Origin of the sequence: Thalassospira sp. (assembly GCF_030690045.1) — a bacterium.
In the GTDB taxonomy this organism is placed as follows: domain Bacteria; phylum Pseudomonadota; class Alphaproteobacteria; order Rhodospirillales; family Thalassospiraceae; genus Thalassospira.
The window spans coordinates 136,425-161,826 of sequence record NZ_JAUYHK010000002.1; the positions used below are offsets into that span (position 1 = coordinate 136,425).

The 25,402-nt window shown below is 54.5% G+C and carries 23 protein-coding genes and 2 tRNA genes; 16 read left to right on the plus strand and 9 right to left on the minus strand.

The features are described 5' to 3' along the window. Window positions 1–267 precede the first annotated feature (267 nt). Window positions 268–1,092 (plus strand): SUMF1/EgtB/PvdO family nonheme iron enzyme, encoded by an 825-nt coding sequence (locus Q8O73_RS01355; RefSeq protein WP_305553781.1) that lies wholly within the window; start codon window positions 268–270, stop codon window positions 1,090–1,092. 118 nt (window positions 1,093–1,210) lie between these two features. Then, the gene (locus Q8O73_RS01360) at window positions 1,211–1,942 is read left to right on the plus strand and encodes a hypothetical protein (RefSeq protein ID WP_305553782.1); all 732 of its coding nucleotides are present in this window, start codon (window positions 1,211–1,213) and stop codon (window positions 1,940–1,942) included. Between the two features lie 57 nt (window positions 1,943–1,999). On the opposite strand, the gene Q8O73_RS01365 is transcribed toward Q8O73_RS01360, so the two are convergent. Continuing rightward, window positions 2,000–2,395 (minus strand): cytochrome c family protein, encoded by a 396-nt coding sequence (locus Q8O73_RS01365; protein WP_305553785.1) that lies wholly within the window; start codon window positions 2,393–2,395, stop codon window positions 2,000–2,002. Window positions 2,396–2,657: 262 nt separating this feature from the next. Here Q8O73_RS01365 and Q8O73_RS01370 point away from each other — a divergent pair, with 262 nt between their 5' ends. Then, window positions 2,658–3,794, plus strand: coding sequence for a DUF2336 domain-containing protein (locus Q8O73_RS01370; protein WP_305553788.1), 1,137 nt, complete (start codon window positions 2,658–2,660; stop codon window positions 3,792–3,794). 77 nt (window positions 3,795–3,871) lie between these two features. Here the strand turns inward: Q8O73_RS01370 and Q8O73_RS01375 are convergent, their stop codons facing one another. From Q8O73_RS01375 to Q8O73_RS01395, 5 genes are all read right to left on the minus strand, one after another. After that, window positions 3,872–5,263, minus strand: coding sequence for a TRAP transporter large permease subunit (locus tag Q8O73_RS01375; RefSeq protein ID WP_305553791.1), 1,392 nt, complete (start codon window positions 5,261–5,263; stop codon window positions 3,872–3,874). Between the two features lie 19 nt (window positions 5,264–5,282). Continuing rightward, the gene (locus tag Q8O73_RS01380) at window positions 5,283–5,870 is read right to left on the minus strand and encodes a TRAP transporter small permease subunit (RefSeq protein ID WP_305553794.1); all 588 of its coding nucleotides are present in this window, start codon (window positions 5,868–5,870) and stop codon (window positions 5,283–5,285) included. 108 nt (window positions 5,871–5,978) lie between these two features. Continuing rightward, window positions 5,979–7,034, minus strand: coding sequence for a TRAP transporter substrate-binding protein (locus Q8O73_RS01385; RefSeq protein ID WP_305553798.1), 1,056 nt, complete (start codon window positions 7,032–7,034; stop codon window positions 5,979–5,981). A 348-nt stretch (window positions 7,035–7,382) separates the two neighbouring features. Further along, window positions 7,383–7,459, minus strand: a tRNA-Pro gene (locus Q8O73_RS01390). A 164-nt stretch (window positions 7,460–7,623) separates the two neighbouring features. Continuing rightward, window positions 7,624–8,244 carry an NAD(P)H-dependent oxidoreductase gene (locus tag Q8O73_RS01395; protein WP_305553801.1) on the minus strand — a complete coding sequence of 207 codons (621 nt, stop codon included), beginning with the start codon at window positions 8,242–8,244 and terminating at the stop codon, window positions 7,624–7,626. Here Q8O73_RS01395 and Q8O73_RS01400 point away from each other — a divergent pair. Then, window positions 8,239–8,943 carry a TetR/AcrR family transcriptional regulator gene (locus Q8O73_RS01400; RefSeq protein WP_305553804.1) on the plus strand — a complete coding sequence of 235 codons (705 nt, stop codon included), beginning with the start codon at window positions 8,239–8,241 and terminating at the stop codon, window positions 8,941–8,943. The genes Q8O73_RS01395 and Q8O73_RS01400 overlap by 6 nt on opposite strands. 68 nt (window positions 8,944–9,011) lie before the next feature. On the opposite strand, the gene Q8O73_RS01405 is transcribed toward Q8O73_RS01400, so the two are convergent. Together Q8O73_RS01405 and Q8O73_RS01410 are read right to left on the minus strand one after the other, a co-directional pair. Next, window positions 9,012–9,088, minus strand: a tRNA-Pro gene (locus tag Q8O73_RS01405). An 86-nt stretch (window positions 9,089–9,174) separates the two neighbouring features. After that, the gene (locus tag Q8O73_RS01410) at window positions 9,175–10,185 is read right to left on the minus strand and encodes a polyprenyl synthetase family protein (protein ID WP_305553807.1); all 1,011 of its coding nucleotides are present in this window, start codon (window positions 10,183–10,185) and stop codon (window positions 9,175–9,177) included. A 172-nt stretch (window positions 10,186–10,357) separates the two neighbouring features. Here Q8O73_RS01410 and Q8O73_RS01415 point away from each other — a divergent pair, with 172 nt between their 5' ends. The 6 genes from Q8O73_RS01415 to ppdK all read left to right on the plus strand — a co-directional run bounded on the left by Q8O73_RS01415 (window position 10,358) and on the right by ppdK (window position 17,603). Further along, the gene (locus tag Q8O73_RS01415; protein ID WP_305553810.1) at window positions 10,358–10,609 is read left to right on the plus strand and encodes a DUF2007 domain-containing protein; all 252 of its coding nucleotides are present in this window, start codon (window positions 10,358–10,360) and stop codon (window positions 10,607–10,609) included. Between the two features lie 9 nt (window positions 10,610–10,618). After that, window positions 10,619–11,416, plus strand: coding sequence for a tRNA1(Val) (adenine(37)-N6)-methyltransferase (locus tag Q8O73_RS01420; RefSeq protein ID WP_305553813.1), 798 nt, complete (start codon window positions 10,619–10,621; stop codon window positions 11,414–11,416). A 59-nt stretch (window positions 11,417–11,475) separates the two neighbouring features. Then, complete coding sequence (locus Q8O73_RS01425) at window positions 11,476–11,685, plus strand: hypothetical protein (RefSeq protein ID WP_305553816.1); 210 nt, start codon at window positions 11,476–11,478, stop codon at window positions 11,683–11,685. A 258-nt stretch (window positions 11,686–11,943) separates the two neighbouring features. Further along, a complete protein-coding gene (locus tag Q8O73_RS01430) occupies window positions 11,944–12,819 on the plus strand; it encodes a glycine--tRNA ligase subunit alpha (RefSeq protein WP_305553916.1) in 876 nt (291 codons plus the stop codon). Window positions 12,820–12,822: 3 nt separating this feature from the next. Next, complete coding sequence (gene glyS / locus Q8O73_RS01435; RefSeq protein ID WP_305553819.1) at window positions 12,823–14,886, plus strand: glycine--tRNA ligase subunit beta; 2,064 nt, start codon at window positions 12,823–12,825, stop codon at window positions 14,884–14,886. A 47-nt stretch (window positions 14,887–14,933) separates the two neighbouring features. After that, window positions 14,934–17,603 carry a pyruvate, phosphate dikinase gene (gene ppdK / locus Q8O73_RS01440; protein ID WP_305553822.1) on the plus strand — a complete coding sequence of 890 codons (2,670 nt, stop codon included), beginning with the start codon at window positions 14,934–14,936 and terminating at the stop codon, window positions 17,601–17,603. Between the two features lie 46 nt (window positions 17,604–17,649). Here the strand turns inward: ppdK and Q8O73_RS01445 are convergent, their stop codons facing one another. Continuing rightward, entirely contained in the window at window positions 17,650–18,555 is a 906-nt protein-coding gene (locus Q8O73_RS01445) for a folate-binding protein YgfZ (RefSeq protein WP_305553825.1), read from the minus strand. A 163-nt stretch (window positions 18,556–18,718) separates the two neighbouring features. Between Q8O73_RS01445 and Q8O73_RS01450 the strand changes: the two genes are divergently transcribed. The 6 genes from Q8O73_RS01450 to asnB are packed head-to-tail and all read left to right on the plus strand — an operon-like array spanning window position 18,719 to window position 25,308. Further along, a complete protein-coding gene (locus Q8O73_RS01450) occupies window positions 18,719–19,765 on the plus strand; it encodes a glycosyltransferase (protein ID WP_305553828.1) in 1,047 nt (348 codons plus the stop codon). Between the two features lie 2 nt (window positions 19,766–19,767). After that, window positions 19,768–20,727 carry a glycosyltransferase family 9 protein gene (locus tag Q8O73_RS01455; RefSeq protein WP_305553831.1) on the plus strand — a complete coding sequence of 320 codons (960 nt, stop codon included), beginning with the start codon at window positions 19,768–19,770 and terminating at the stop codon, window positions 20,725–20,727. A gap of 5 nt (window positions 20,728–20,732) precedes the next feature. After that, on the plus strand, window positions 20,733–21,488 hold the full coding sequence (locus tag Q8O73_RS01460) for a glycosyltransferase family 2 protein (RefSeq protein WP_305553919.1): 756 nt from the start codon (window positions 20,733–20,735) through the stop codon (window positions 21,486–21,488). A gap of 6 nt (window positions 21,489–21,494) precedes the next feature. Beyond that, complete coding sequence (locus Q8O73_RS01465; RefSeq protein ID WP_305553834.1) at window positions 21,495–22,526, plus strand: glycosyltransferase family 4 protein; 1,032 nt, start codon at window positions 21,495–21,497, stop codon at window positions 22,524–22,526. Next, on the plus strand, window positions 22,523–23,548 hold the full coding sequence (locus Q8O73_RS01470; protein WP_305553837.1) for a glycosyltransferase: 1,026 nt from the start codon (window positions 22,523–22,525) through the stop codon (window positions 23,546–23,548). Before Q8O73_RS01465 ends, Q8O73_RS01470 begins: the two co-directional genes overlap by 4 nt. Beyond that, entirely contained in the window at window positions 23,548–25,308 is a 1,761-nt protein-coding gene (gene asnB / locus Q8O73_RS01475; RefSeq protein ID WP_305553840.1) for an asparagine synthase (glutamine-hydrolyzing), read from the plus strand. Before Q8O73_RS01470 ends, asnB begins: the two co-directional genes overlap by 1 nt. Window positions 25,309–25,402: the final 94 nt, after the last annotated feature.

A 25,402-nucleotide genomic window follows, 5' to 3' on the forward strand; every position in this document is an offset into this window, starting at 1 on the left:
TGGGTGAAAGTCTCGTGTTCCGGCCTTGTCCATGCTTTTAAAAGGGATGGACCCGTTAATTTGCGCGCAGGTTTTTTGATGGAACGACAGATTTTCACATTTGTGTCAGTATAAACTGCCTTTCCCGTGATGACTGACACAGACAGGGGACCGATACGGGCACATACCATCTCTGGCATACAGGGAGGAACGCAAACATTGAAGATAGCCGACTGTCAAAAAAGGGTGCTCCGATGGGGGGGCGCAATAGTTGCCACCTTCATCGTCATGGCGGGTCAATCTGCGCGGGCGACGGACGGCAATTTGATCGTGCCGGAAATGTCGCAGATCGCCGCAGGCTGGTTCTGGCAGGGATCGGATGATCTGGAACGCGAATATGCCTATCGTCTGGATGAACAGATTTATGGGCGCGATGTGACGCGCAGGCATCGCTGGTATGATGTCGAAATGCCCAAATGGCGAATTTATTTGCCGGAATTTGATATTTCGACAACGCCCATTACCAATGACCAATACGCCGCCTTTGTCCGCGATACCGGCCATCCTGCGCCGATGGTCGAAAAGGAATTGTGGGACAGCTTCGGGCTGGTGCAGGGATATGAGGCGACCCGGCCTTTCATCTGGCAAAATGGCGCACCTCCGCCCGGACGTGGGGATCATCCGGTGGTTCTGGTGTCGTGGCAGGATGCGCGGGCCTATGTGGACTGGCTCAGCCGCAAAACTGGCGAGGTCTGGCGTCTGCCGACCGAGGCGGAATGGGAAAAAGCCGTGCGTGGCCCCGATGGTATATTTTACCCGTGGGGCAATATTTTCGATCCCAAACGCCTGAACAGTGCCGATGCCGGGCCGTTTGATACCCGACCGGTCAAACAATACGAGGCCGGTCCATATGGTCTGTATGACGGGGCCGGGCAGGTGTTTGAATGGACTATGGCGGCGGCGCAGGCGGGCTATCGTTATGTCAAGGGCGGGTCATGGGATGATCGCGGATGCGGTGTCTGTCGCCCGGCGGCACGCCACAGCCGGGCCGAACATTTACGTCATATCCTGATCGGGTTCCGGGTGGTTCATGGCACAACGATTGCCCCATAACCGGCGGGTCACTGTTTTTTGACCGTGCGTGTCTCGCCCTTGCGATTTGAAACGGGTAAGGTCATGATCGGGTGTACGGTGCAGGTGGGGATCGTCGTGCAAAACATGAGACCAGACGATGACAGAAATAACCGTAGACTGGGCACAAATCGAAACCGGCCTTCTGCAAAAAATGCAGGCCGCCGGACGTGACGTTATGGAATGTCAGCGGGTTCTGGCGGCGACTGGCGATAATATCGTCGGGGAACTGATCCGGGATGCAGACCCGTTCTTTGAATGGTCCCATTACCCTGACGGTGATGTCTATGACCGCATCAATCATGGCCAGTTTTATTATCATGCCCATCCCAAGGATGCGCAGCGTGAATGGGACGAACACGGGCATTTTCACACTTTCATGCGCCCGCGCGGCATGCCCGATGGCATAACGCCATTGGCAATTGACGGCGTTGTTCTGCCCGATGGTCCCAATGATGCGCTGTCGCATCTGGTGGCGATTTCGATGGACGGGTTTGGACTGGCGCAACGTTTGTTCACCACCAACCGTTGGGTAACGGGCGAAATTTGGTATGACGCCGACTCGGTGGTGGCAATGCTGGATAATTTCATCATTGATCATGCCAAGCCGTCATGGCCGGTCAATCGCTGGGTTTCCGGGATGATGGTTTTTTACCGGCCGCAAATTGAACAACTGATCCGCGCCCGGGATCTGGCCGTGGCCGCATGGCAGGCCAAATATCCGGATCGCGATGTTTATGAAGACCGCGATCTGGAGGTCACATCAACAATTGATATTCGGGTCGAAGACCAGATGCGGGCGGTGAATACCGAACTGGCGCGGCGGCGTTAAAAAAACGACCGGCGCGGGGCCGGTCGTTTAAATGTCGTGCGGAAATTGGCAAGGGCTTTAAAGCGTCTTGAGATATTCAATCACATCGGCAATTTCGGCGTCTTTGTTCAGCTTGAAAGTCATTTTCGACCGCTGTTTCGATCCGGCAATTTCGCTGAGTTTGGCAGACGGATCTTTCAGGTAATCAACCAGAAAAGCCTCATCGACCGAAAAGCCCTTTTCGCAGGCAGCGAGATAGCCCGCACCAAATTTATAGCCTTCAACATGGCCGCAAGCCTCGCCGAAAACACCGGCAAGCGACGGGCCGACCTTGTTTTTGCCCGGTTCGGCGGAATGACAGGCGACGCATTTTTTGAAAACTTTTTCCCCATTGGCGGCATCGCCCGCAGACGCGACGGCAGTGCTGCCGACGATGGCAAAAGCAGTGAGGGCGAGAATTTTGACGAATTTCATGGCGGGTCTCTCTATCTGGCTTGTGGTACCGTACCGAAATCTGATCGCAAGGTGGCGGCAGTATTGGATGTCACCGGCTTAAAAGGCAATCAAACTCCAACAATTTGTAGAATGATTAAAAAGGTGGACGTTCTTGTTTACGATACCCACATTCTAATGGATGTAAGTTGGGAATAAATTGCGTTTAGTCAACGGGCTGTTCGGTGTATGATTTATTTTGTCGCAACCGGCCCGTTTCGCCGGTTGCATCAGGAGAGACGCTGTGCCACGCATTACCAAAGATGATCTCAACAGGCTGATCGCCGATCCATCAGGCAAAAACCGGCTGGAAACTGCGGAAAAAATCAGTCGCGATTTCACAACGGATGTGCTGTCGGAAAGCGAACGCATTCTGGCCGAAGACATTTTCCGGATCATGATGCGCGATGCCGAGGTGCTGGTGCGTAAGGCACTGGCGCGCAATTTGCGCCAGACGCCGCTGGTCCCTCATGATATCGCCGCCAGTCTGGCCCGCGACGTTGATGATGTTTCGCTGCCCATTTTGCAATTTTCCGAAGTTCTCAGCGACGATGATCTTGTCGATATTATTGGCAACAATGCCGATAACGTCGCCAAACAAAAGGCGATTGCCGGACGGCAAAGTGTTTCTGAAACGGTCGCCGGGGCATTGGTCGAAATGGGGCATGAAGATGTTCTGGTCGATCTGATGGCCAATAATGGCGCGGAAATCAGCGAACAGACCCTGCAAAAAGTGGTCGATGATTTCGGGCATAGCGAGCGCATCCAGAAACCGATAATTGCCCGCAACCGCCTGCCGATCACCATTGCCGAACGTCTGGTGACTTTGGTGTCGGACCGGTTGCGCGGTGAACTGATTTCACGCGGCCATATCCCCGAAGGCATCGTGAATGCCGTAATGACCCAGTCGCAGGAAAGTGCGACCATCGGCCTGTTGGGCCCGGATGCCGGGGACCGCGATGTCGAAGTTCTGGTGGAACATCTTTATACCAACAATCGCCTGACCAGCGGCCTTGTCTTGCGGGCGATGTGCATGGGCGATATTTCATTTTTCGAGGCCGCCCTGGCCCGGCGGGCCGGGGTGTCACTGGTCAATACCCGGGTCTTGATCCACGATTCCGGAACCTGCGGGCTGGAAGCCATTTATAACAAGGCTGACATGCCGCGTAATTTCTTCCCTGGCGTACGTGCCGCAATCGAGGTTGCCCGCGAAACCACGCTGGATGGCGGGGAAAAGGATCGTGAACGGTATTCACGGCGAATGATCGAACGCATCCTGACGCAATATGGCGATCTGGGCGTTGAATTCGATTCGGATGATGTCGATTACCTGATGGGCCGGATGTTGCAGTTACCCGGTGAAAAAGCCATTCATCACTGAATTTTCTCCGTTCCGGCCATAAGAAAAAGGCACCCGCGATGGTTCGGGGTGCCTTTTTTGTTGTGCAGATCAAATGGTTATTCCAGCAGGGTATTGGGCATCCAAAGGGCGATGGCAGGGAAATACATCACCAGACCAAGCCCCAGTAACTGCAACAGGACAAAGGGAATGATCCCCTTGTAAATCTGTTGTATCCGCACCGATTTGGGCGCGACCCCCTTTAAGTAAAACAGGGCAAAGCCAAAGGGTGGCGTCAGGAAACTGGTTTGCAGATTAACCGCAATCAACACGGCAAACCATGTCAGGATATGGGATTGGCTGGCTTCGATCCCGGCAACAGTCAAATGATCGCCAAAATCCAGCAAGCCGATGATCGGGGCGAAAATCGGCAGGACAATCAGGGTGATTTCCACCCAGTCAAAGAAAAAGCCAAGGATGAAAACAATCAGCATCAACAGAAGCAAAACGCCCCATGGCCCCAGACCCGATCCTTCAATCAGGTCAATCACCAGATCATCGCCACCCAGCGACCGGAAGACATAGGAAAATACCGTTGCCCCGGCAAACAGGAAGAACAGCATCGCCCCGGTCAGGGCGGACCGTTCGCAAACATCCTGAAGCACCTTGAAATTCAGGCGGCGTTTGAATATCGCCAGCAAGGTTGCGCCAACAGCGCCGACACCCGATGCCTCGGTCGGGGTGGCAAAGCCGCCAAAGATGGACCCCAGAACCAGAACAATCAGCAAAACCGGCGGGATAAAGCTGCGCAACACCATTTTCACCAGTTCCATGCCTTCGACCGCCTCGGAATCAGGCAGGGGCGGGGCAAGGGCGGGGTTGATCTGGCAACGAATGAAAATATAGGCGGCATAAAGACCGGCCAGAACCAGACCGGGCAGGATGGCCGCCAGAAACAGATTGCCGACTGAAACCGACATCAGGTCGGACATCAGCACCAGCATGATGCTGGGCGGGATCAGAATGCCCAGCGTGCCCGATGCGGCAATGGTACCGGTGGCAAGGGATGTGTCATAGTTGCGGCGCATCATCACCGGCAGGGCCAGCAAGGTCATCATGACCACCGATGCACCGATGATACCGGTGGTTGCCGCCATGATCGTCCCCATCAGGGTGACAGACAGGGCAAGCCCGCCGGGGACCTTGCGCAACAGAACACTCAGACATTCCAGAAGGTCTTCGGCAACGCCGCTTTTTTCCAGCATCGTGCCCATGTAAATAAACATCGGCACGGCGACCATCACCATATTTTCGGCGATGCCACCCCAGATGCGCGAAACGATGTTGAAAAATTCGATGAAGGAAAAAACATCATAGGCCATGCCAAGAAGGCCAAAGGCGATCCCGATGCCGGAAATGATGAAAGCAACCGGAAGGCCGGTGAAAACCAGAATGCCCAGCATGGCAAACATGATCAGCGGAAACCAGTCCTCGATATAGAAGTCAGCCATTTAAAACCCCGTTCCGCGATCAGTCTTTGAGTTTCGGAATGACCTGACCCAGATCGGCGTGATGGGTACCGACATAAAAGCCGGACCGTTGACGCAACCGTTCAGGGCCAAAGACAAAGACAAAACATTTCAGGAAAATCGATATTCCGGCACAGGCCAGCAGACCAAAGCCGATCGGTACCATCGATTTGATGATCCAGCGATGGGTCAGTCCGGTGGCCGCCGATGACACTTCGTGATTGGCAAAGGACCGATGCACGAAATCAAAACCGAAATACAAAACCAGCCCGCAAAACGGCAAAACGCATAAAATGCCGCCAACCATTTCCATGATGGCGCGGGTGCGTGGGCGTAAAGTATCGCGGATCAGTTCAATGCGAACATGGGAATCGCGGATATAGGCAAAACCGAAACACAACAAAAACAGGGCGGCATGAAAATGCCATTCCAGTTCCTGAAGCTTGATCGACCCTTGTCCGCCAAATTTGCGCTGGATGACATCATACAGAATGGTCAGCATCAACGGAATCGCCAGCAAGGATGCTATCCGGCCAATCCGTGTAATCACACCATCAATCCGGTCTGTGATGTTCAGTAAGGTTTCCATGAGGCCCCCCTTTCAGGTCTTCATGTACAGGAGAGGCCGGGGACCATGAGGCACCCGACCCCTTCTGAAAGACAGCCATGTGCCGCCCGGATCAGGCGGCAAGGGTTATCAGTCGAGATAGCCGATGTCTTTCCAGATTTTGTAATCGGTCCGGAAAGATTGCAGGCTGTCATAGGCGATTTTGAAATCGGCATCTTCGGCCGACATTTCGCTGGCGACTTCTTCCCATGCGGTCCGCATGGTATCGAGCATTTCAGGCGACCATTTTTTGATCTGAACGCCCTTTTCCTGAAGTTCTTTCAGGGCCGAAAACTGGATCGCTTCGCCTTCGGCAAAACCATAACCGATATTGTCGGCACAGACCGATTCAATCTGGGCCTTTTGAGTATCGGACAGCTTGTCCCATTTTTCCTTGTTGATCATCAGGTCAAACAGGGTGGATTGCTGATGCCAGCCGGGGAAATAGTAATATTTGGCAACCTGATGGAAACCCAGTTTCAGGTCGATGGCCGGCATTGAAAATTCGGTGGCGTCAATGGTGCCCAGTTCCAGTGCCGGATAAATATCGCCACCGGCCAAAAGCTGGGTCGAGACGCCCAGTTTTTCCATCACCTTGGCCCCAAGGCCAAAGAACCGCATTTTCAGGCCCTTGAGGTCTTCGGGCGAATTGATTTCCTTGGCGAACCAGCCCGATGCCTCGGGCGCGATCAGGCCGCAAAACAGCGACTTGATACCATGACGGCCATACAGTTCGTCGAAAATTTCCTGACCACCGCCAAACTTGACCCATGCCAGATATTCACCGGCCTGCGGACCAAACGGCACCGCCCCGAACAATTGCAGGGCCGGAACCTTGCCCGCCCAATAACCCGGTGTCGAGAAAGCCGCATCAATTGATCCACTTGATACCGCATCAAAAACTTCAAGTGCCGGAACGAGGGCACCCGGTTCATAGAATTTGATCTGGATATTGCCGCCCGATACGGCGTCAATCCGTTCATCCACCCGTTTGCCAAGGGTGCCAAGCTGGGTCAGGCTGCCGGCATAGGTCGATCCCATTTTCCAGCGCACCCGTTCCTGGGCATCCGCCCCGGTCGCGGCAAGGGTGACACCGGCAAGAACCGCAAAACAGGCGGTGGATTTTAAAACAGTGCTGAGTTTCATTCGTTTCTTCCTCCCTGGATGTCCGAAATTGGTATTACCAAAAAACAGGACAGCTTTATTTTTATCGAACGTGTTTTTGGGCCAATGTGCTGTATTTGCAATCTGGTGGCCCAAGGCTAAACGCATTTGACAAATTTGGGCAAGTTTGTTTGCGATTTTGCGACATAAAATATCCGCAAAAACCTGCAAAAACGGATTGATTTCCTGAAAAATGCAGAAATCCGTATGGTAATGCGTATTTTAGGAAATGGTAAAGTTAAAGAATATCTCTTATCAAATTCTGTCATGTCTTATGAATGTGATAAAAAACAAAACCCCCGAATCCAAAGATTCGAGGGTTTGAACTGATGGTCGGAGCGAGAGGATTCGAACCTCCGACCCCTGCCTCCCGAAGACAGTGCTCTACCAGGCTGAGCTACGCTCCGTCAGTGTCGCGATTGTCTATCCTGTCTGCCCGGCCAGTTCAAGCAGATTCCATAGCTGGAAGGCCGAATTCTGCTCTGCGCGGGGCCAGATTGTGCACCAATGTTTTCCCGGCAAAGCGCAAAGACAGATTGATATGGGAGGCACCAGATCGGATGCGGTTTGTTCAGGCGGCATCTGCCGTTTTGCTCTGTTTGGGGGGAGCGAAGATGTTTCGTCCGATGGTATGGGCATTTCTCAAATGCGCGGTCGGATCTTGGGTTTCCGACTGGATCAAAAGTTCGGATGTTATCACTTTGGGGCCGCAATAATCGAATATCCCATGATCAATCTGTGTTTTCATTGCGCCAAAATAACCATGCCGGGCATAGGTCCGTATATCGGCACCACCCAGTGCAATCAGATGGATCTGCATGTGTTGCAGTTTTTTGGTCACTTTTCCGTCCGGGCCTTCTTCATAGGCCCAGCCATTGGTGAAAACACGATCAATCCATCCCTTGAGAATTCCCGGCATTGACCACCAGTAAACAGGATAAACCAGCACAAGCGCATTTGCGCGGTCAATTCTTGCCTGTTCGGCGGCAACATCGGCGGGGAATGGTATTTCCTTAAAATAGGCGGAAAGGTCGGCTGAGGTAAATCTTGGGTCAAAAGATTCAGCCGACAGGTCTGCAATTTCAAAGGAATTGGCGGGATCAAATGATTCAATGCCCTCTGCCACATGCGTGGCGAGGCTGTGGGTAAGCGAGTTGGCGTTGGGGTGTGCAACAACGATCAGGGCATGCATTTTGAAAGCTCCTGTTTTGTTTGGATTGCGAATAAGAAAACAATCTTATATACTTTTAGTAAGTTACTTTTGGTATATAAAAATGTCAAGTGCAGATTAATGAAACATCAGATGACCAATCCGCCGCGTCGCCGTTTGTCCCGAGAAGATCGCAAGCGCCAGCTTCTGGATGTTGCGTGGGAGTTGATCCGTAAAGAAGGCACGGATGCCCTTACACTTGGGCACCTCGCAGAACAGGCTGGTGTGACAAAACCTGTCGTTTACGATCATTTTGGCTCGCGGAACGGCTTGCTCGCGGCACTCTATAAGGAATATGATGCGCGGCAGACGGCGGTCATGGACGCCGCACTTCGGGAAAGTGAACCGACTCTGAGAGGCAAAGCATCTGTGATTGCGGCCTCGTATGTTGGCTGCGTGCTGCAACAAGGCAACGAAATACCGGGCGTGATTGCCGCATTGGCAGGTGCACCTGAACTTGAAAAAATCAAACGGGAATATCAGGTGATTTTCATTGAAAAATGCCGGGATGTCTTTACCCCGTTTGTCGGGAAAGGGACTATTGCCATTGCCGGGCTTTGGGCGATGTTGGGGGCAGCTGATGCCTTGTCAAATGCCGCCGCAGCGGGAGATATAACGCCCAAGCAGGCGGAGGACGAACTTTCTGAAACAATCCTTGCCATGGTTGGCCGAAACGTCTGAGTAAGCATGAAGCGTCCGCTGGAAAAGTGCAAAGGCCCCGAAATCAAAGATTTCAGGGCCTTGAATGATGGTCGGAGCGAGAGGATTCGAACCTCCGACCCCTGCCTCCCGAAGACAGTGCTCTACCAGGCTGAGCTACGCTCCGTCATTCTGCGTGCCGGGTGATAATCGGAATTGCGGCAACGCGCAAGAATTTTCTGCACATGCCTGCCCGGACAAATATTGCGGCCCTCAATAGGGGCGGGAAATACAAAATTCAACGGCTTCGATCATCGCATCCTTGATCGGCCCATCCTCGAACCGGGCCAGATCGTCAATCGCCTTCTGGCCATATTCCCGCGCCCGGTCCATTGCGGCTTCCAGCGCGTTATATTTGCGGATCAGAATCTGGGCGCGGTCAAGGTCGCCTTCCTCGAAATTCTGGTCTTCAAGGCAACGCCGCCAGAATATCTTTTCTTCTTCTGTGCCCTTGGCAAAGGCGATGATGACCGGCAGGGTGATTTTGCCATCGCGGAAATCATCCCCAACCGTTTTGCCCAGTGTCGCCTGATGGGCGGAATAATCCAGCACATCGTCAATCAGCTGAAACGCCGTACCCAGATGAAGGCCATAATGGCGAAGCGCCATTTCATCTTCAGGGGCGCGACCGGCAATCACCGCCCCAATCTGCGATGCCGCGCCAAACAGGGCGGCGGTTTTGGCCGTGATAACATCAAGATAGGATTGTTCGGTGGTGGCGGTGTCGTTGGCGGTGGATAATTGCAACACTTCGCCTTCGGCAATCACCGCCGATGCCTGTGCCAGAATGTCCAGAACCCTTAACGATCCGCCCTTGACCATCAGGACAAAGGCACGGGCAAACAGAAAATCGCCGACCAGAACACTGGCTTCGTTGCCAAACAGGGCATTGGCCGATGCCTGCCCGCGGCGCAGATTGCTTTCATCGACCACATCGTCATGCAGCAGGGTGGCGGTGTGAATGAATTCCACACAGGCCGCCATATCAACCGCCAGATTGCCGTCGTGATATCCGCACAGCCGGGCCGAGGCAAGGGTCAGCATCGGGCGCATGCGTTTGCCGCCTGCGGCGACCAGATGGCTTGCCAGTTGCGGGATCAGCGGGACATCGCTGTGCATATTGTCGATGATGACCTGATTGACCCGTTTCATATCGGCATCAACAAGGTGGGTCAGGGTCTCAAGGCCCGGTTGGGCCTTTTTTTGCGTCGCGGTATTGTTCACACTGACATCCGAAACAAATTCTCGCGCCTTGACCGCACCTTGTGGCGCGGGTAACGCTGATGACTGGGTCGTTTAACTTGTGGGCTCAACATAGAGATGCCGGGCATTGGCGGTCAAGTAGACAAATCATGCCAGGCAGGCAGGACGCCATTTTGCAGGATGTTGGGGACATATGATCGAACTTTTTCGCAGTAACGATCCGATAGAGCTGAGCTGGGCGCAGGCGGTGCTGGCACAGGAAGGCATTGAAAGCCTGATCTTTGATTATCACGCCAGTATTCTGGATGGATCGATCGGGGCGTTGCCGCGACGCCTGGTGGTTGATGGCGATGACGCCAGCAGGGCGCGCTATGCCCTTGATATTGCGCGACAGCAATTGGCGCAGGACAATGCGGCGGCCCTCCCCGATGCCGACGATATCTGAGACATGATCATGACGCCTGAAATAGTGCCCGACAAACCCGATCCCCTGGAAAACGGTTTTCCCGAAGACCGGATCAGCCATGATTTCCTGCTGGGCGGATCGGTGATCCTCAAACAGCCCATTGACGGATATCGGGCGGCGGTGGATGCGGTGTTGCTGGCCGCATCGGTGTCGGTATCGGGTACCCGGACGGCACGTATTCTGGATGTCGGGGCGGCGGTGGGGTCGGCCGGGCTTTGTGTGGCGCGGCGTCTGGCGCAGGCGCACGTGACCGGGGTGGAACTGCAACCCGATCTTTATGCGCTGTTTTGTCGCAATATCGTCGAAAACGGTTTTGACGGACGGGTAACGGCGATGCAGGGCGACATCAATGACCGCACCTTGCCCCTGATTGCCGAAAGTTTCGATCAGGTGATTTCCAATCCGCCCTATTATGCCGGGGGAACGCGCCCGGCCAATGAAAGCCGGGCCAAAGCCCATCAGGAAGGCACGGCGGACCTCAAGGACTGGATCGGGTTCTGTCTGAAAATGGTGCGGCAAAAGGGCCGGATTACGCTGGTGCATCGCGCCGATCATCTGGATCGGATCATTGCCCTGCTATATGGCCGGGCGGGCGATATGACCATTTACCCGATCTGGAGCAAACACAGTTCAGATGCGCCGATGCGGGTGATTGTCTCGGCCCGCAAGGGGGTATCATCGCCCCTGACGATGCGGCGCGGTATTGTGCTGCATGCCGAAAATGGCGATTATTTGCCCGAAACCGAAACGCTTTTGCGTTCTACCTTGCCATTGCCCGGTTTCTAAATCGGGATCGGGCCTGTATAAAGGACGGTCCATAACCGTCAGACGGAACATATGCTTTAATGCTGAGTTTATCGAAAATTCTGTTTACCGCCGCGATCATTGCCATCGTCTGGTACGGCTTTAAATTTTTTGCCAACAAGGCGGCAAGCCGCGCCGCTCAGCCCAAGGCCGGGCAGGACAAGCGTGCGCCGATTGCCCATGATATGGAAAAATGCCGCTATTGCGGGGTTTATCATGCGGATGGCGATGCCCATCTGTGTGAAAAATAGGGTCTGGTCCAAGGCAGGGATAACCCGACTTTGGTCTGAGATCGCCTGTTTTCTGTTGGCTTTGCCCTCAAACTGCCCGATTGCTATGCTGCATTGCGATATTGAATGCTGCCGGTGGGGGCCAATATGCGGGTCCGGGTGCGCATTTCCTGTCGTCTCAGGGCTTTTGCGTTCTTGACCACAAGGGGGCAGAACGCTAGCTTGCCGCAGTTTTTGTTTCACACTGGATAGAGAGTTTGCGCAATGGCGCTTGACGGGTTGCAACGTCCCCCTTCATTTCAGGAAATCATCCTTCGCCTGCAAAGCTATTGGGCCGATCAGGGATGCGTGATTTTGCAGCCCTATGATCTGGAAGTCGGGGCCGGAACTTTTCATACGGCGACCACATTGCGCGCCCTGGGTCCCGAAAGCTGGAACGCGGCCTATGTGCAGCCGTCACGCCGTCCGACCGATGGCCGTTATGGCGAAAACCCCAACCGGTTGCAGCATTATTACCAGTTTCAGGTCCTGATGAAACCGTCCCCGCCCAATGCGCAGGAATTGTATCTGGGATCCCTGCGCAATCTGGGGATTGATCCGCTGGCCCATGACATCCGCTTTGTCGAGGATGACTGGGAAAGCCCGACGCTGGGCGCATGGGGGCTGGGCTGGGAAGTCTGGCTGAACGGGATGGAAGTCACCCAGTTCACCTATTTTCAGCAGGTAGGCGGGTTTGAATGCGATCCGGTGCCAGTCGAACTGACCTATGGGCTGGAACGTCTGGCGATGTATATTCAGGGCGTCGAAAATGTCTATGACCTTGATTATAACGGCCAGGGGGTCAGTTATGGCGATGTGTTCCTGCAAAATGAAAAGGAACAGTCGGCCTATAATTTCGAGGTCGCCAATACCGAGATGCTGTTTCGTCATTTCAAGGACGCACAGGCCGAATGCGCAGTCAATATCGACCGCGGCCTGCCGCTTCCGGCCTATGAACAGGCGATGAAAGCCAGCCATATCTTTAACCTTCTCGACGCGCGCGGGGTGATTTCAGTCACCGAACGGGCGGCCTATATCGGCCGTGTCCGCGACATGTCGAAATCCTGCTGCGAAGCATGGCTTCGTGCCCGCGGGCATTTGAAAGAAGGGGCATAAGTCATGGCTGAATTGCTGCTTGAACTGTTTTCCGAAGAAATCCCGGCCCGGATGCAGGCCCGTGCGTCCGAAGATTTGCAAAAACTGGTCACCGATGGCCTTGCCGCCGCCGATCTGGCGTTTGAGCGGGTTGAAACGCTGGTAACACCGCGCCGTCTGACCCTGATCATTGACGGATTGCCGGAAAAACAGCCCGACCTGCGCGAAGAACGCCGTGGCCCGCGTGCCGATGCGCCGGAAAAGGCGATTGCCGGGTTTTTGACCGGCAATGGCGTAACGCTGGAACAATGCGAACAACGCGAAACGCCCAAGGGGGTGTTTCTGTTTGCGATTGTCGAACAACAGGGCCGCGCAACGGCGCATGTCCTCAAAGACATTATCGAAGACGCGATGGCAAAGCTGCCCTGGCCGAAATCCATGCGCTGGGCCGATCAGAAGGTGCGCTGGGTGCGGCAATTGCAAAGCATCCTGTGCCTGTTTGACGGGGCCGTGGTGCCGGTATCCTTCGGGCCGGTTACGGCGGGCAATGTCACCTGCGGCCATCGTTTTCTGGCCCCGGCGGGTTTTGCGGTTGCCAATGCCCATGAATACAAAACGAAACTGGCCTTTGCCAAGGTGATGCTGGACCGCGAAGACCGCAAATCGGTCATTCTGGCCGGATGTCAGAAACTGGCGGACGCAGAAGGCCTGCAACTGGTCAGCGATCCGGGATTGCTAGATGAAGTGTGCGGGCTGGTGGAATGGCCGGTGCCGGTGATGGGCAAGATCGACGCACAATTCATGGACGTCCCGCGCGAGGTTCTGGAAACCTCGATGCGCGAACACCAGAAATATTTCGTGCTGGAAGATGCCAGCGGCAATCTGGCGGCGCGGTTTATCACGGTATCAAACATGGTGACCGCCGATCACAACGCCCAGATCATCGCCGGGAACGAGCGCGTCCTGCGCGCCCGCCTGCATGACGCCAAGTTTTTCTGGGATCAGGATCGTAAAACCACGCTGGAATCGCGCCTGCCGAAACTGGAAAAAATCGTGTTCCACGCCAAACTGGGATCATTGTCGGACCGGGTTTTGCGGTTGCGCGGACTGGCCCGCGAAGTCTCATCCGATATTCCGGGCTGTGATGGGGCGATGGCCGATCGGGCCGCCTTGCTGGCCAAGGCCGATCTGGTCTCGAACATGGTGGTTGAATTCACCGAACTTCAGGGCCTGATGGGCAAATATTATGCCCAGAATGACGGCGAAGCCGCCGAGGTCTGTGCGGCCATTGCCGGGCATTATGCCCCGGCCGGTCCGTCGGATGCCTGTCCGGTTGCGCCGGTGTCGGTGGCGGTTGCCCTGGCGGAAAAGCTTGATACCCTTGCCGGTTTTTTTGCCATTGATGAAAAACCCACCGGCTCCAAGGATCCGTTTGCCCTGCGCCGGGCGGCGCTGGGGGTGATCCGCCTTGTGCTGGAAAACAAATTGCGGTTGCCCTTGCGCCGTATCTTTGCCTTTGCGGTGTCACAATATCCCGCCACCATTCGCAATGATGGCGCGGTAGAAGACCTTTTGAATTTCTTTGCGGATCGTCTGAAAGTGCATTTCAGGGAACAGGGCGTGCGCCATGATCTGGTGTCGGCTGTTTTCGCACTGGATGGCGAGGATGATCTTGTCCGCCTGCTGGCACGGGTTGATGCGCTGGCCGATTTTGTGTCGGGCGAAAGCGGTGTCAATCTGATGGCTGGCTACAAACGGGCATCCAACATTCTGCGGATCGAGGAAAAGAAAGATGGCGCGTCCTATGATGCGCCGGTTTCCGCCGACCTTCTGGTGCAGGATGAGGAAAAACGTTTGTATCAGGCACTTGTCGATGTCCGGCACAAGGCCTTGCCGCTGTTGCGGGCAGAAAATTATGCCGATGCCATGACCGCGTTTGCGCAATTGCGCGGGCCGGTCGATGCCTTCTTTGAAAAAGTAACGGTCAATAGCGACAATGCCGATGAACGCGCCAACCGGTTGAAACTGCTGGCGCAAATTCGCACTGCATTGCACGACATTGCCGATTTTTCAAAAATCGAATCATAAGGGCGGCGACGGGCACCGTGCCCAATGCCAGATGAGGAACAGGCAAGATGACGAAATGGGTGTACGGCTTTGGCGGTGGTCATGCCGAAGGACGGTCTGAAATGCGTGAATTGTTGGGCGGCAAGGGGGCAAACCTTGCAGAAATGAGCAATCTCGGATTGCCGGTCCCGCCCGGATTTACCATTACCACCGAAGTCTGCACCGCATTTTACGACAATGACAAAACCTATCCCGACAGCCTGAATGACGAAGTCGAGGCCGCCCTTGGCAAGGTTGAAACCCTCGTCGGGCGTAAATTTGGCGATGCGTCCGACCCGTTGCTGGTCTCCGTGCGTTCCGGGGCGCGGGCCTCGATGCCCGGTATGATGGATACGGTCCTTAATCTGGGCCTGAATGACGATACGGTCGAAGGTTTGGCGGCGGTCTCCGGGGATCGCCGTTTTGCGTATGACAGTTATCGCCGTTTCATTCAGATGTATGGCGATGTGGTTCTGGGTGTGGATCATTACCATTTCGAGGAAATCCTCGAAGTCCACAAGGAAGACCACGGCTTTGTCCTTGATACCGAATTGGGGGCCGACGACTGGCAGAAAATTGTTCAGGCCTTCAAGGCCAAGGTCGCCGAGGAACTGGGCCGTCCCTTTCCGCAGGACCCGCGCGAACAGCTTTGGGGCGCAATTGGTGCTGTTTTCGGAAGCTGGATGAATGCGCGCGCCAATACCTATCGCCGTTTGCACAGCATCCCGGCAAGCTGGGGCACGGCGGTTAATGTGCAGGCGATGGTGTTTGGCAATATGGGCGAAAATTGCGCCACCGGCGTCTGTTTCTCGCGCAATCCATCCACTGGCGAAAACCGTTTTTACGGCGAATATCTGATCAATGCCCAGGGCGAGGATGTGGTGGCCGGGATCAGAACACCCGCCCCGCTGACCAAAATCGAACGGACGGAATCCGGATCGGACCTGATGTCGATGGAAGAAGCCATGCCCGGCGTTTTCGCCGAACTGGTGGCGGTGCGGGACCGTCTGGAATCCCATTACCGCGACATGCAGGATATGGAATTCACCGTTGAGTCCGGCAAACTCTATATGCTGCAAACCCGATCGGGCAAACGCACCGCCAAGGCCGCCTTGCGCATCGCCGTTGAAATGTGCGAACAAGGGGTGATTTCGCAAACCGATGCCCTGTTGCGGGTTGATCCGTCGCAACTTGATCAGTTGTTGCACCCGACATTGGACCCCAATGCCCGCAAATCGGTGATTGGCACCGGCCTTCCGGCATCGCCGGGGGCGGCATCGGGCCAGATTGTCTTTTCGGCCGAAACTGCCGAAGACTGGGTGCATAACAAGGGCCGCAAGGTCATTCTGGTGCGGATTGAAACCAGCCCCGAAGACATCGCCGGGATGCACGCCGCCGAAGGCATTTTAACCGCACGCGGCGGCATGACCAGCCACGCCGCCGTGGTGGCTCGTGGCATGGGCACACCTTGCGTCTGTGGTGCCGGTGCAATTCGCATCGATTATGCCAACCGCACCCTGACATCGGGGGGCGTCACCCTCAAAGAAGGCGAAATCATCACCCTTGATGGCGCCACCGGGCAGGTGATGCTGGGCGAGGTCGCAACCCTGAAGCCCGATCTGTCGGGCGATTTTTCGCAATTGATGGTCTGGGCCGACAGTGTGCGCCGCCTGCGGGTGCGCACCAATGCTGAAACCCCCGATGATGCCGAAACCGCACGCGGTTTCGGGGCCGAGGGGATCGGCCTGTGCCGGACCGAACATATGTTTTTTGATCCCGAACGCATCGTTTCGATGCGCGAGATGATTCTGGCCGATACCGAGGCCGGACGTCGTGCGGCCCTTGCCAAATTGCTGCCCTATCAGCGCAAGGATTTTATCGATCTGTTTCGCATCATGTCGGGCCTGCCAGTCACAATCCGTCTGCTGGACCCGCCCTTGCATGAATTCCTGCCACACAGCGATCATGAAATTGCCGAAGTTGCCAAGGCGGCGGGGGTATCGGAAACGGTGGTGCGTCGCCGGTTGCTGGATTTGTCCGAAGCCAACCCGATGCTGGGGCATCGCGGCTGCCGTCTGGGGATCAGCTATCCTGAAATTTATGAAATGCAGGTCCGGGCGATTTTCGAGGCGGCGGTCGAAGTCGGCAAGGGTGGCAACACCCCGGTAATCCCGGAAATCATGATCCCGCTGATTGTTGGCAAAAAGGAACTGGAAATCCTCAAGGCCGCGATCATTCGCGTCGCGCACGAAGTCGAAACGGAACAATCCGCCAGCCTGAAATTCCTGGTCGGCACCATGATCGAATTGCCGCGTGCCGCCTTGCGGGCCGGTGACATCGCCGAAGAAGCCGAATTTTTCAGTTTCGGCACCAACGATCTCACCCAGACGACCTTTGGCCTGTCACGCGATGATGCCTCGCATTTCCTCGATACCTATATCGCCAAGGATATTTTTGCCGGTGATCCGTTTGTGTCGCTGGATCAGGAAGGGGTGGGCGAACTGGTGGCGATTGCCGCCGAACGGGGCCGCAAAACCCGCGGCGACCTGAAACTGGGCATTTGCGGCGAACATGGCGGCGATCCGGCCTCGATTGCCTTTTGCGAAACGCTGGGCCTTGATTACGTATCCTGTTCGCCGTATCGCGTACCGATTGCCCGTCTTGCCGCCGCACAGGCGGCCTTGAAAAAGGCAGGCTGACAAAAGATCAACGGCGGTTCCAAAAGAACCGCCGTTTGCTTTTGTCTCAGGCCACAACTTCGGGCAAAACCGCCCAATCTGGCACTTTCACGGTGATGCGGGCCTCGCCGCAAATCAGCGGCGCCTCATTGGCGATGCGTTCAAGACGGATCATCGCAAGGCCCGATGTCCCGTGGATGCTGCGGATCACGCCGGCTTCGCGTTCATCGGCCATAATCAGGTCGCCGGGCACCGGGGCGGGGCCGGTAAACTCAAACGGCAACAGGCGCTTGCGCACCAGACCGCGATATTTGGTCCGTGCCGTCAGTTCCTGCCCCATATAACAGCCTTTTTTGAAATCAACGCCGCCCAGTTCCTCGAACCCGTTTTCCAGCAGGATGGCTTTTTCGATTTCCAGTTCCTCGCTGCCGTTGGGCAGGCCCAGTTGAACCCGCGCAATGTGATAGGCCTCGATATCGCTTTCAACTGCACCGGTCCCGGTTAAAAGGCCGATATTGTTTTTGGGCAGCAAAACCCGTGCGCCAATGGCCGAAAGCCTTGGATCAACCGCCTTGATGCCGGGGCCAAAGGCGGCGGTGGCACCGCGTTCGGACGGCAGGCCAAGGGCGGGCAGGGCATCCTTGCCAAAGACTGCCAGCACGTCAAAACCGTCACTGACATCCTCAAGCTCGATTTTGGACCGCAATTTATACATGCGCAGCTTTTTGAAAAAGCTTTGGGCGCGTTCACCACCTTCGCATTCGATCAACAGGCTGTTGTCATCCTGCCAATACATGAAAAAATCATACAGGAACTTGCCCTGCGGTGTCAGAAATGCCCCGTAACCTGATGCATCGGGGGTGATTTTCTCGACATTGTTGGAAACAAGGCCCTGTAAAAAAGAGGTCCGGTCCGCACCGCTGATGCGGATAACGGCGCGGTCTGAAAGCTTGGTATAAAATGTCTCGCTCATTTCTGAAAAGGCTCCGTTGTATCGGAATTCGTTGGCCGAAATGTGGGGTAAAGCGACGGCTTTGGCAAGGGCGGGCATGGATGGGGCATAATCTGATGATGTGTTGACGGCAGGCCTTGGCAAGGCCCCGGCCATCCTTTAGAACGCAGATATGAAAATATTGATGCTTGATCGTTCTATCGGCTTTGATCCCGATGACCGCACTGCCCGGCCACTTGGTGCGCGGCAACGCGGCTTTATTGCCCTTGCCGAAGGTTTCGCCGCCCTGGGGCACCGGGTCGAAGCCCGCCGTGCCGGGGGGGCTGATCTGGACCTGAACGGTGTGGCATGGCGGCAGATTGACAGCGACGCTGCCCCGTTTGACGGATTGGGCATGGACCGCGTCCTGGCGTGGCGTGATCCGGTATTATTGGCGCATTCTTCGATTGTCAGGGGGGCCGGGTGCTGGCTCTGGTTTGATGGCGATGTGGCATTGCTGGACGATGCCGGGGCGCGGCTGACGATGTTGTCGCACAAGGCCCGGTTGTTTTTCCCCGACAAACGCCAAAAATCCGCCTTTGCCGATGATCTGGCAATTGCCGCCCGGGTGACGGCACCCGGTGCCTGCCCGGCCTTTGTGGCGGCAGGGCAGGATCATACCGGATTTGCCGCGCGTCAGCCTGTGGCCGTTACGGTGGCGGGCTGGCAGGACGGGCTGGTTGATATTATTGCCACATGGAATGATCATGTGCTGCGCGGCACAGATGACACTGTGCTGGAAGTTTATTCCGCCGATCTGTGTGACGCGCTGGCAGGACTTGAAAGCCCGGTTTCCGACGCGGTGGCCGATCTGGTGCGCGACAGCCTTGGCAAGGGTGTTCGCGTTTGCAAACCGATGGCCGAACAGGACATGGCAACCCGGATCGCCGGGGCGCGGGCATGGTTGCATCATGGCAAGGGCAAAGGCAAAGGGGCGACCGCGCACGACCATGTCGGGCAATGGCTGTGCGATGCGTTGGCCGCCGGGACGCCGGTGGTGTCGTTTGGCGGCATTGCCAATGACCGCCTTGAAAACGGACGGACCGGCTATATCGTTCCCGATGCGCCGGCATATGGCAATGTCGTGACCCAGTTGCTGGGCGATAAAACATTCTTTGACAGCCTGTCCGCGGCGGCATGCAAGGATGTGCGCGTCTGGCAGGATGTTGCCGCCGATCTGGAGAAATTCTGACCTTGCGGTTGTTGTTTATCACCTCGAACCGGTTGGGCGATGCGGTGCTTTCGACATCGGTTTTGCGCCATTTTGTCGAAACATATCCAGATATTCGAGTCACAATTGCCTGCGGCCCGGTTGCCGCCCCGATTTTTGAAGCGGTACCGGGGCTGGACCGCATCATCGAAATGCCCAAGCAAAAACGCGGCGGGCATTGGTGGAAATTGTGGAAGTCGGTGGTCGGCACCTGGTGGGATATCATCATTGATCTGCGCGGCAGTGCGATTGCCTATACCCTGCCGGGCCGCAAACGTATCGTCCTTAACGGCAATGATGACAGTATCCACCGGGTGGAACAGTTGGGGCGGCTGATTGGTGTGATGCCGCCACCCTTGCCCAAAATCTGGACACGACCGCAAGATGATGCGAGAGCTGAAGAAATTTTAAAATTGCATGGTCGAAAATTGCTTGTTATCGGTCCTGCTGCAAATTGGGGGGGGAAAATATGGCCGGCGCGTTCTTTTTCCGAGGCTATTGTCAAGCTTACCGACTTCGACGGGTTGTTGCCGGAGGCGCACGTCCTTTTGGTTGGGGCTCCTGCTGAGCGTAGGATTGCTGAATCTGTTATTGCCTCAGTGAATGAAAATCATCGCACTGTTATTTTTGGGGATGAAAATCTTCTGACAATTCAAGCTTGTCTGCAACGTGCAGACCTTTACGTCGGAAATGATAGTGGCCTCATGCATATGGCGGCTGCCGCTGCTGTGCCGACACTGGGATTGTTTGGGCCAAGCCGTCCAGAAAATTATGGGCCATATGGTCGAAAAACGGCTTTTGTTCGCACTGACATGAGTTATGACGAGATTTGGTCGGGTGGGGCAAATTGGCGGTCATCTGACAGTTTGATGGATGGATTACCTGTTGATAGAGTTATCAAAGCAGCAGAAAATTTATTGGCAAAGACGGATATGCAAAAGTGATTGTTATGTCTCCGAAAATTTCGGTCGTAATTACGGCTCATAACGAAGAGGCTAGATTACCTTCTTGTCTTGAACATGTATCGTTTGCCGATGAAATCATCGTTTTATGCGATAAATGCACGGACATGACAGCAGAGATCGCAACGTCATTTGGGGCAAAAGTCTTTGTTGGAATGTGGGAAATTGAAGGTGAACGTCGTAATTTTGCGCTTTCTCAAGCTGGTGGGGACTGGATTGTCGAAGTTGATGCAGACGAACATGTTTCGCCAGAACTCGCAGAAGAAATACGTCAAACGGTTAAGTTCAGTTCCTATGCGTATCATGATCTGCCAGTCGATAATTATATCGGTTCAAGACTGGTTCGGTACGGGTGGGGGGCGTCCTTTGGCAAACCTGCATATGGGGGGTTATTTCGCCGAGGAATCAAACATTGGGGGCCGCAACGTGTACACCCTGCTGTAAAATTTGACGGTGTGAAAGGGCCAAGTCTGCGTCATCCTGTTCGCCATTATGTTGATCGTAATATCTCTGACATGATTCGGCGTCTTGACAGCTATAGCACCGCCCGAGCTGCTGATTTGCGGGACAGTGGCAGCATAGGGTCATTTGTAAATAATTTTCGTCGAATGATTATGCGGTTCTTTAAGTGCTATTTTCTTCGCAAGGGATATCGCGAGGGAGGATTGGGTTTTCTTGTTGCCCTTTTTGCAGGTTTGTTCCCCATAATTTCATACATCAAGGCAAAATATGAGGATAAATAGACTGCTATGCGTATCATTTTGGCGGATGATGGTATCCATTTTGACGGTTTTACCCTTAGCCAACGAGCGTTAGGTGGAGCAGAAACGGCATTCATTTCGCTTGCTGAAGCACTGTCTGCTCGCGGACATGATGTGACCGTTATAAATAATTGTACTAAATTACATGAGAATAACGGAGTGAAATGGCAGCCAATTGGCAGAGGATTTCCTGATAGTGTGGATATTTATATAGCCAACCGTGGACATCGTTTGATCGGTGCAATGCCGAGAGCTAAACGCAATGTATTTTGGGTACATAATCCAGCAGGATATTTGTTAAAATGGCGCTATCTTCTACCTCTGTGGCGGATAAATCCTGTAATTGTTTTTTCGGGCGCTTATCATTTGGCGACATGTCCTGCGTGGGTGCCTTCTGCTGAACGCGTTGTGATTCCCTGTGGAATTGAGGACCGTTTCCTTGAAGTATGTTCGGAATCTGCGATATCCAGAAAACGAGCAATATTTACTTCTAATCCTCTTCGTTCCTTGAACTGGCTTGTGGATTTGTGGGCGCAAAAAATACATCCCTTATCGCCGGATGCAGAATTACACCTATTTGCCGGACCTCAAACTTATGGGGTCACAGGTGATCAAAAAGCGCAGAGAATGAAAGAGATACTGGATCATGCTGCAACGTTGCGGAACAAGGGAATCATCTTGCGCGGACCTGTTCCAAAAGCACAACTAATTGAAGAAATGAAGATCGCACGCGTTATGCCTTATCGTGGGGATATAGGTGAAACTTTTTGTCTTGCTTTGGCAGAATCTCAGGCGATGGGTATTCCTTGTGTTGTTCAGGATATCGGGTGTGTTGCGGAACGCATTGTCGATGGTGAAACCGGATTTGTGACCGATGATGACGATCTTTTTGCACGGTATACTGCAAACCTCTTGAATGACAATTCTCTTTGGTTGCGTCAACATAAAGCGGCCCTGTCTTCAGGGCGTGCTTGGAACTGGGATCAGGTGGCGCAAGCTTTTGAAAGGTTGGCGCAGTGACGTACCTGTTGCAGGCCATGGCCGGGAGTGCGGTGGGTGGCGCTGAAGAGTTTTTTGTGCGTTTGGCATGCGGGTTTCAGCGTGCCGGGATCGACCAGTTTTGCGCAATCAGACCGAATGAAGCCCGCAACCAGATATTGCAAGCCGCCGGTGTCCCCTTTGCCGAGTTGCCTTTTGGTGGGAGGTTTGATCTGCGCACACCATTTGGGTTACGCCGTTTGGTAAAGCAGCACAAACCCAAGATCGTCCTGACATGGATGAACCGGGCCAGCCGGATGATGCCAACAGGCGATTATGTTCGGGTTGCGCGTTTGGGTGGTTATTACAAACTGAAAAATTTCAGAAATTTTGACCATCTGATTGGCAATACACACGATATAGTTGATTATATCGTTAAAAATGGCTGGCCTGCAGAACGTGCCCATTATTTGCCAAATTTCGTTGATGCGATGGTCGCTGGGCCGTTGGACCGGGCGTTATTTGATACCCCCGACAATGTGCCGTTGGTGCTTGGCCTTGGTCGGCTGCATGAGAGCAAGGGGTTTGACAATCTGATCCGGGCGTTTCGCAAAGTTCCTGATGCCTATTTGTGGATTGCGGGTAGCGGCGATCTGAAAAAGGATTTGCAGCAACTTGCGAGAGATGAGGGGATTGAGAACCGGGTTCGTTTTTTGGGATGGCGGCGAGATGTCGCGGCATTGTTTGCAACGTGTGATGTTTTTTGCGCATCATCTCGTTATGAGCCGCTGGGCAATATGGTAATCGAAGCATGGGCGCATGACTGCCCGGTGGTTGCGCAGGCAAGTCAGGGACCGTTGCAGCTGATTGAACAAGGTGAAACCGGACTTTTATCGCCGCTTGAGGATATTGATGCCCTTGCTGCCGATTTGTCCGAAGTTATCCATGATCGGGCATTGCAGCAGCGTTTGACCGTCAACGGACGCTCCGCTTTCGAGACGCAATTCACAGAACAGATCGTGGTTCGGTGTTATAAAGAATTTTTTGACGGGATTGTGGGCTGATGTGCGGCATTGCAGGGTATTTTGGCAAGAAGGGACAATCCCCATCTGAGGAAATTCTGGACCGTTTGCGGGACGGGCTTGCGCATCGCGGGCCGGATGGTGACGGACGTTATGTCAAGGGGGCGGTCGGGCTGGTACAGACCCGGTTGGCGATTATTGATCTTGCTTCGGGCGATCAACCCCTCTTTCATGAAAACGGATCGGTTCTTGTCGCTAATGGTGAAATCTATAATTATGTCGAATTACGCCGCGATCTGGGTGAGGCCGGATTTAAAACCGGATCGGACAGCGAGATTGCTTTGCGGCTTTATGCGCGTGATGGTGTTGCCGGGTTTGATCTTCTGCGCGGCATGTACGCATTCGCCATTCATGATCCACAGGATAACAGCCTGATCCTGTGTCGGGATCCGTTCGGGATCAAGCCGTTATATTACGTTGAAACCGATGCCTATTTTGCCTTTGCCTCCGAACCGCATGCCTTGATTGTGGCTGGACTGGCGGGGGCGGAAGTGCGGGCCGAGGCGCGGGCAGAAGTGTTGCAGCTACAATTCACCACAGGTGGTGACACCATATTTACCGGTATTGAACGGCTCTTGCCCGGTGAAACGCTTGTTTTGAAAAACGGACGGATTGTTGATCGCCATCGTCGTCTGGTGCTGAGTGATCAGGGCGTGAATGGTATCAGTCTTGAGGAAGCATTGGTCGATTGGGATCGGGTATTTGAGGAAACGGTGCGACTGCATCAACGGTCTGATGTCGATTATGCCATGTTTTTGTCGGGTGGGGTGGATAGCGCGGCCCTGCTGGCCATGATGAGCCGCCTGAACGAACGTCCGGTCTGGGCCTATACGGCAGCCTTTGACTCCGGAAGTGTCTATGATGAACGTGAACAGGCCCATGAGGTGGTCAAATCCTGTAATGCACGCCATGTCGAGGTTATGTTTGACGAGTGTGATTTCTGGTCTTTGCTGCCCGCAGTTGCCGCCGCAATGGATGATCCTGCCGCCGATTACGCCATTTTGCCGACCTTCAAACTGGCACGGGAAGTCGCCCGTGATTTCAAGGTTGTGCTGAGCGGCGAAGGGGGGGATGAGATGTTTGCGGGTTACGGGCGCTATCGTTCTGTCATGCGACCGTTTCTGCTGGGTGGTCGGGGAATGCGCACCAGAGGGACCTTCGACGGATTGGATGTGTTGCGGCCCGAGATTATACGCGGCTGGCGCGATGGCATGGTCTCTGCCGAAATACGGGAAAAGCGGGGCAGGCGCAGTCGTCTTGCCGTGGCCCAGGCTGTTGATTGCGCCGATTGGCTGCCCAATGATTTATTGATCAAGCTGGATCGTTGCCTGATGGTACATGGACTTGAGGGGCGCACGCCGTTTCTGGATCCGGAAGTCGCCGAATTTGCCTATCGTCTGCCGGACCGGCTGAAAATTCGGGGGCGTACCGGAAAATTCATGCTCCGCAACTGGCTGGATCGCTGTTTGCCAGTGGCAAAGCCATTTACCAAAAAACGTGGTTTTACCGTGCCTGTCGGCGAATGGATTGGCAAGGAAGGCAAAAGACTGGGGCCGTTGGTCGCCACCCAGCCCGGTATTGAGGAAATTGCCCGTCCCGGCATGGTCGAAAAACTGTTTGTGACGCCGGGGAAAAAGGAAGGAGCTGCGGCGTGGCATTTGCTGTTCTATGCGCTTTGGCATCGCAGCAATGTTCTGGGCCATGCTCCGGCAGGCAATGTTTTCGAGAGCCTGTCTCGGTAAGCAGGGTGATGTCTTGTGGATGGTATAACCTGATGCTTGTGAAGCATGCCGTGTCATCGCATGATAGAACTGCGCATATTGATCCCTGATACAT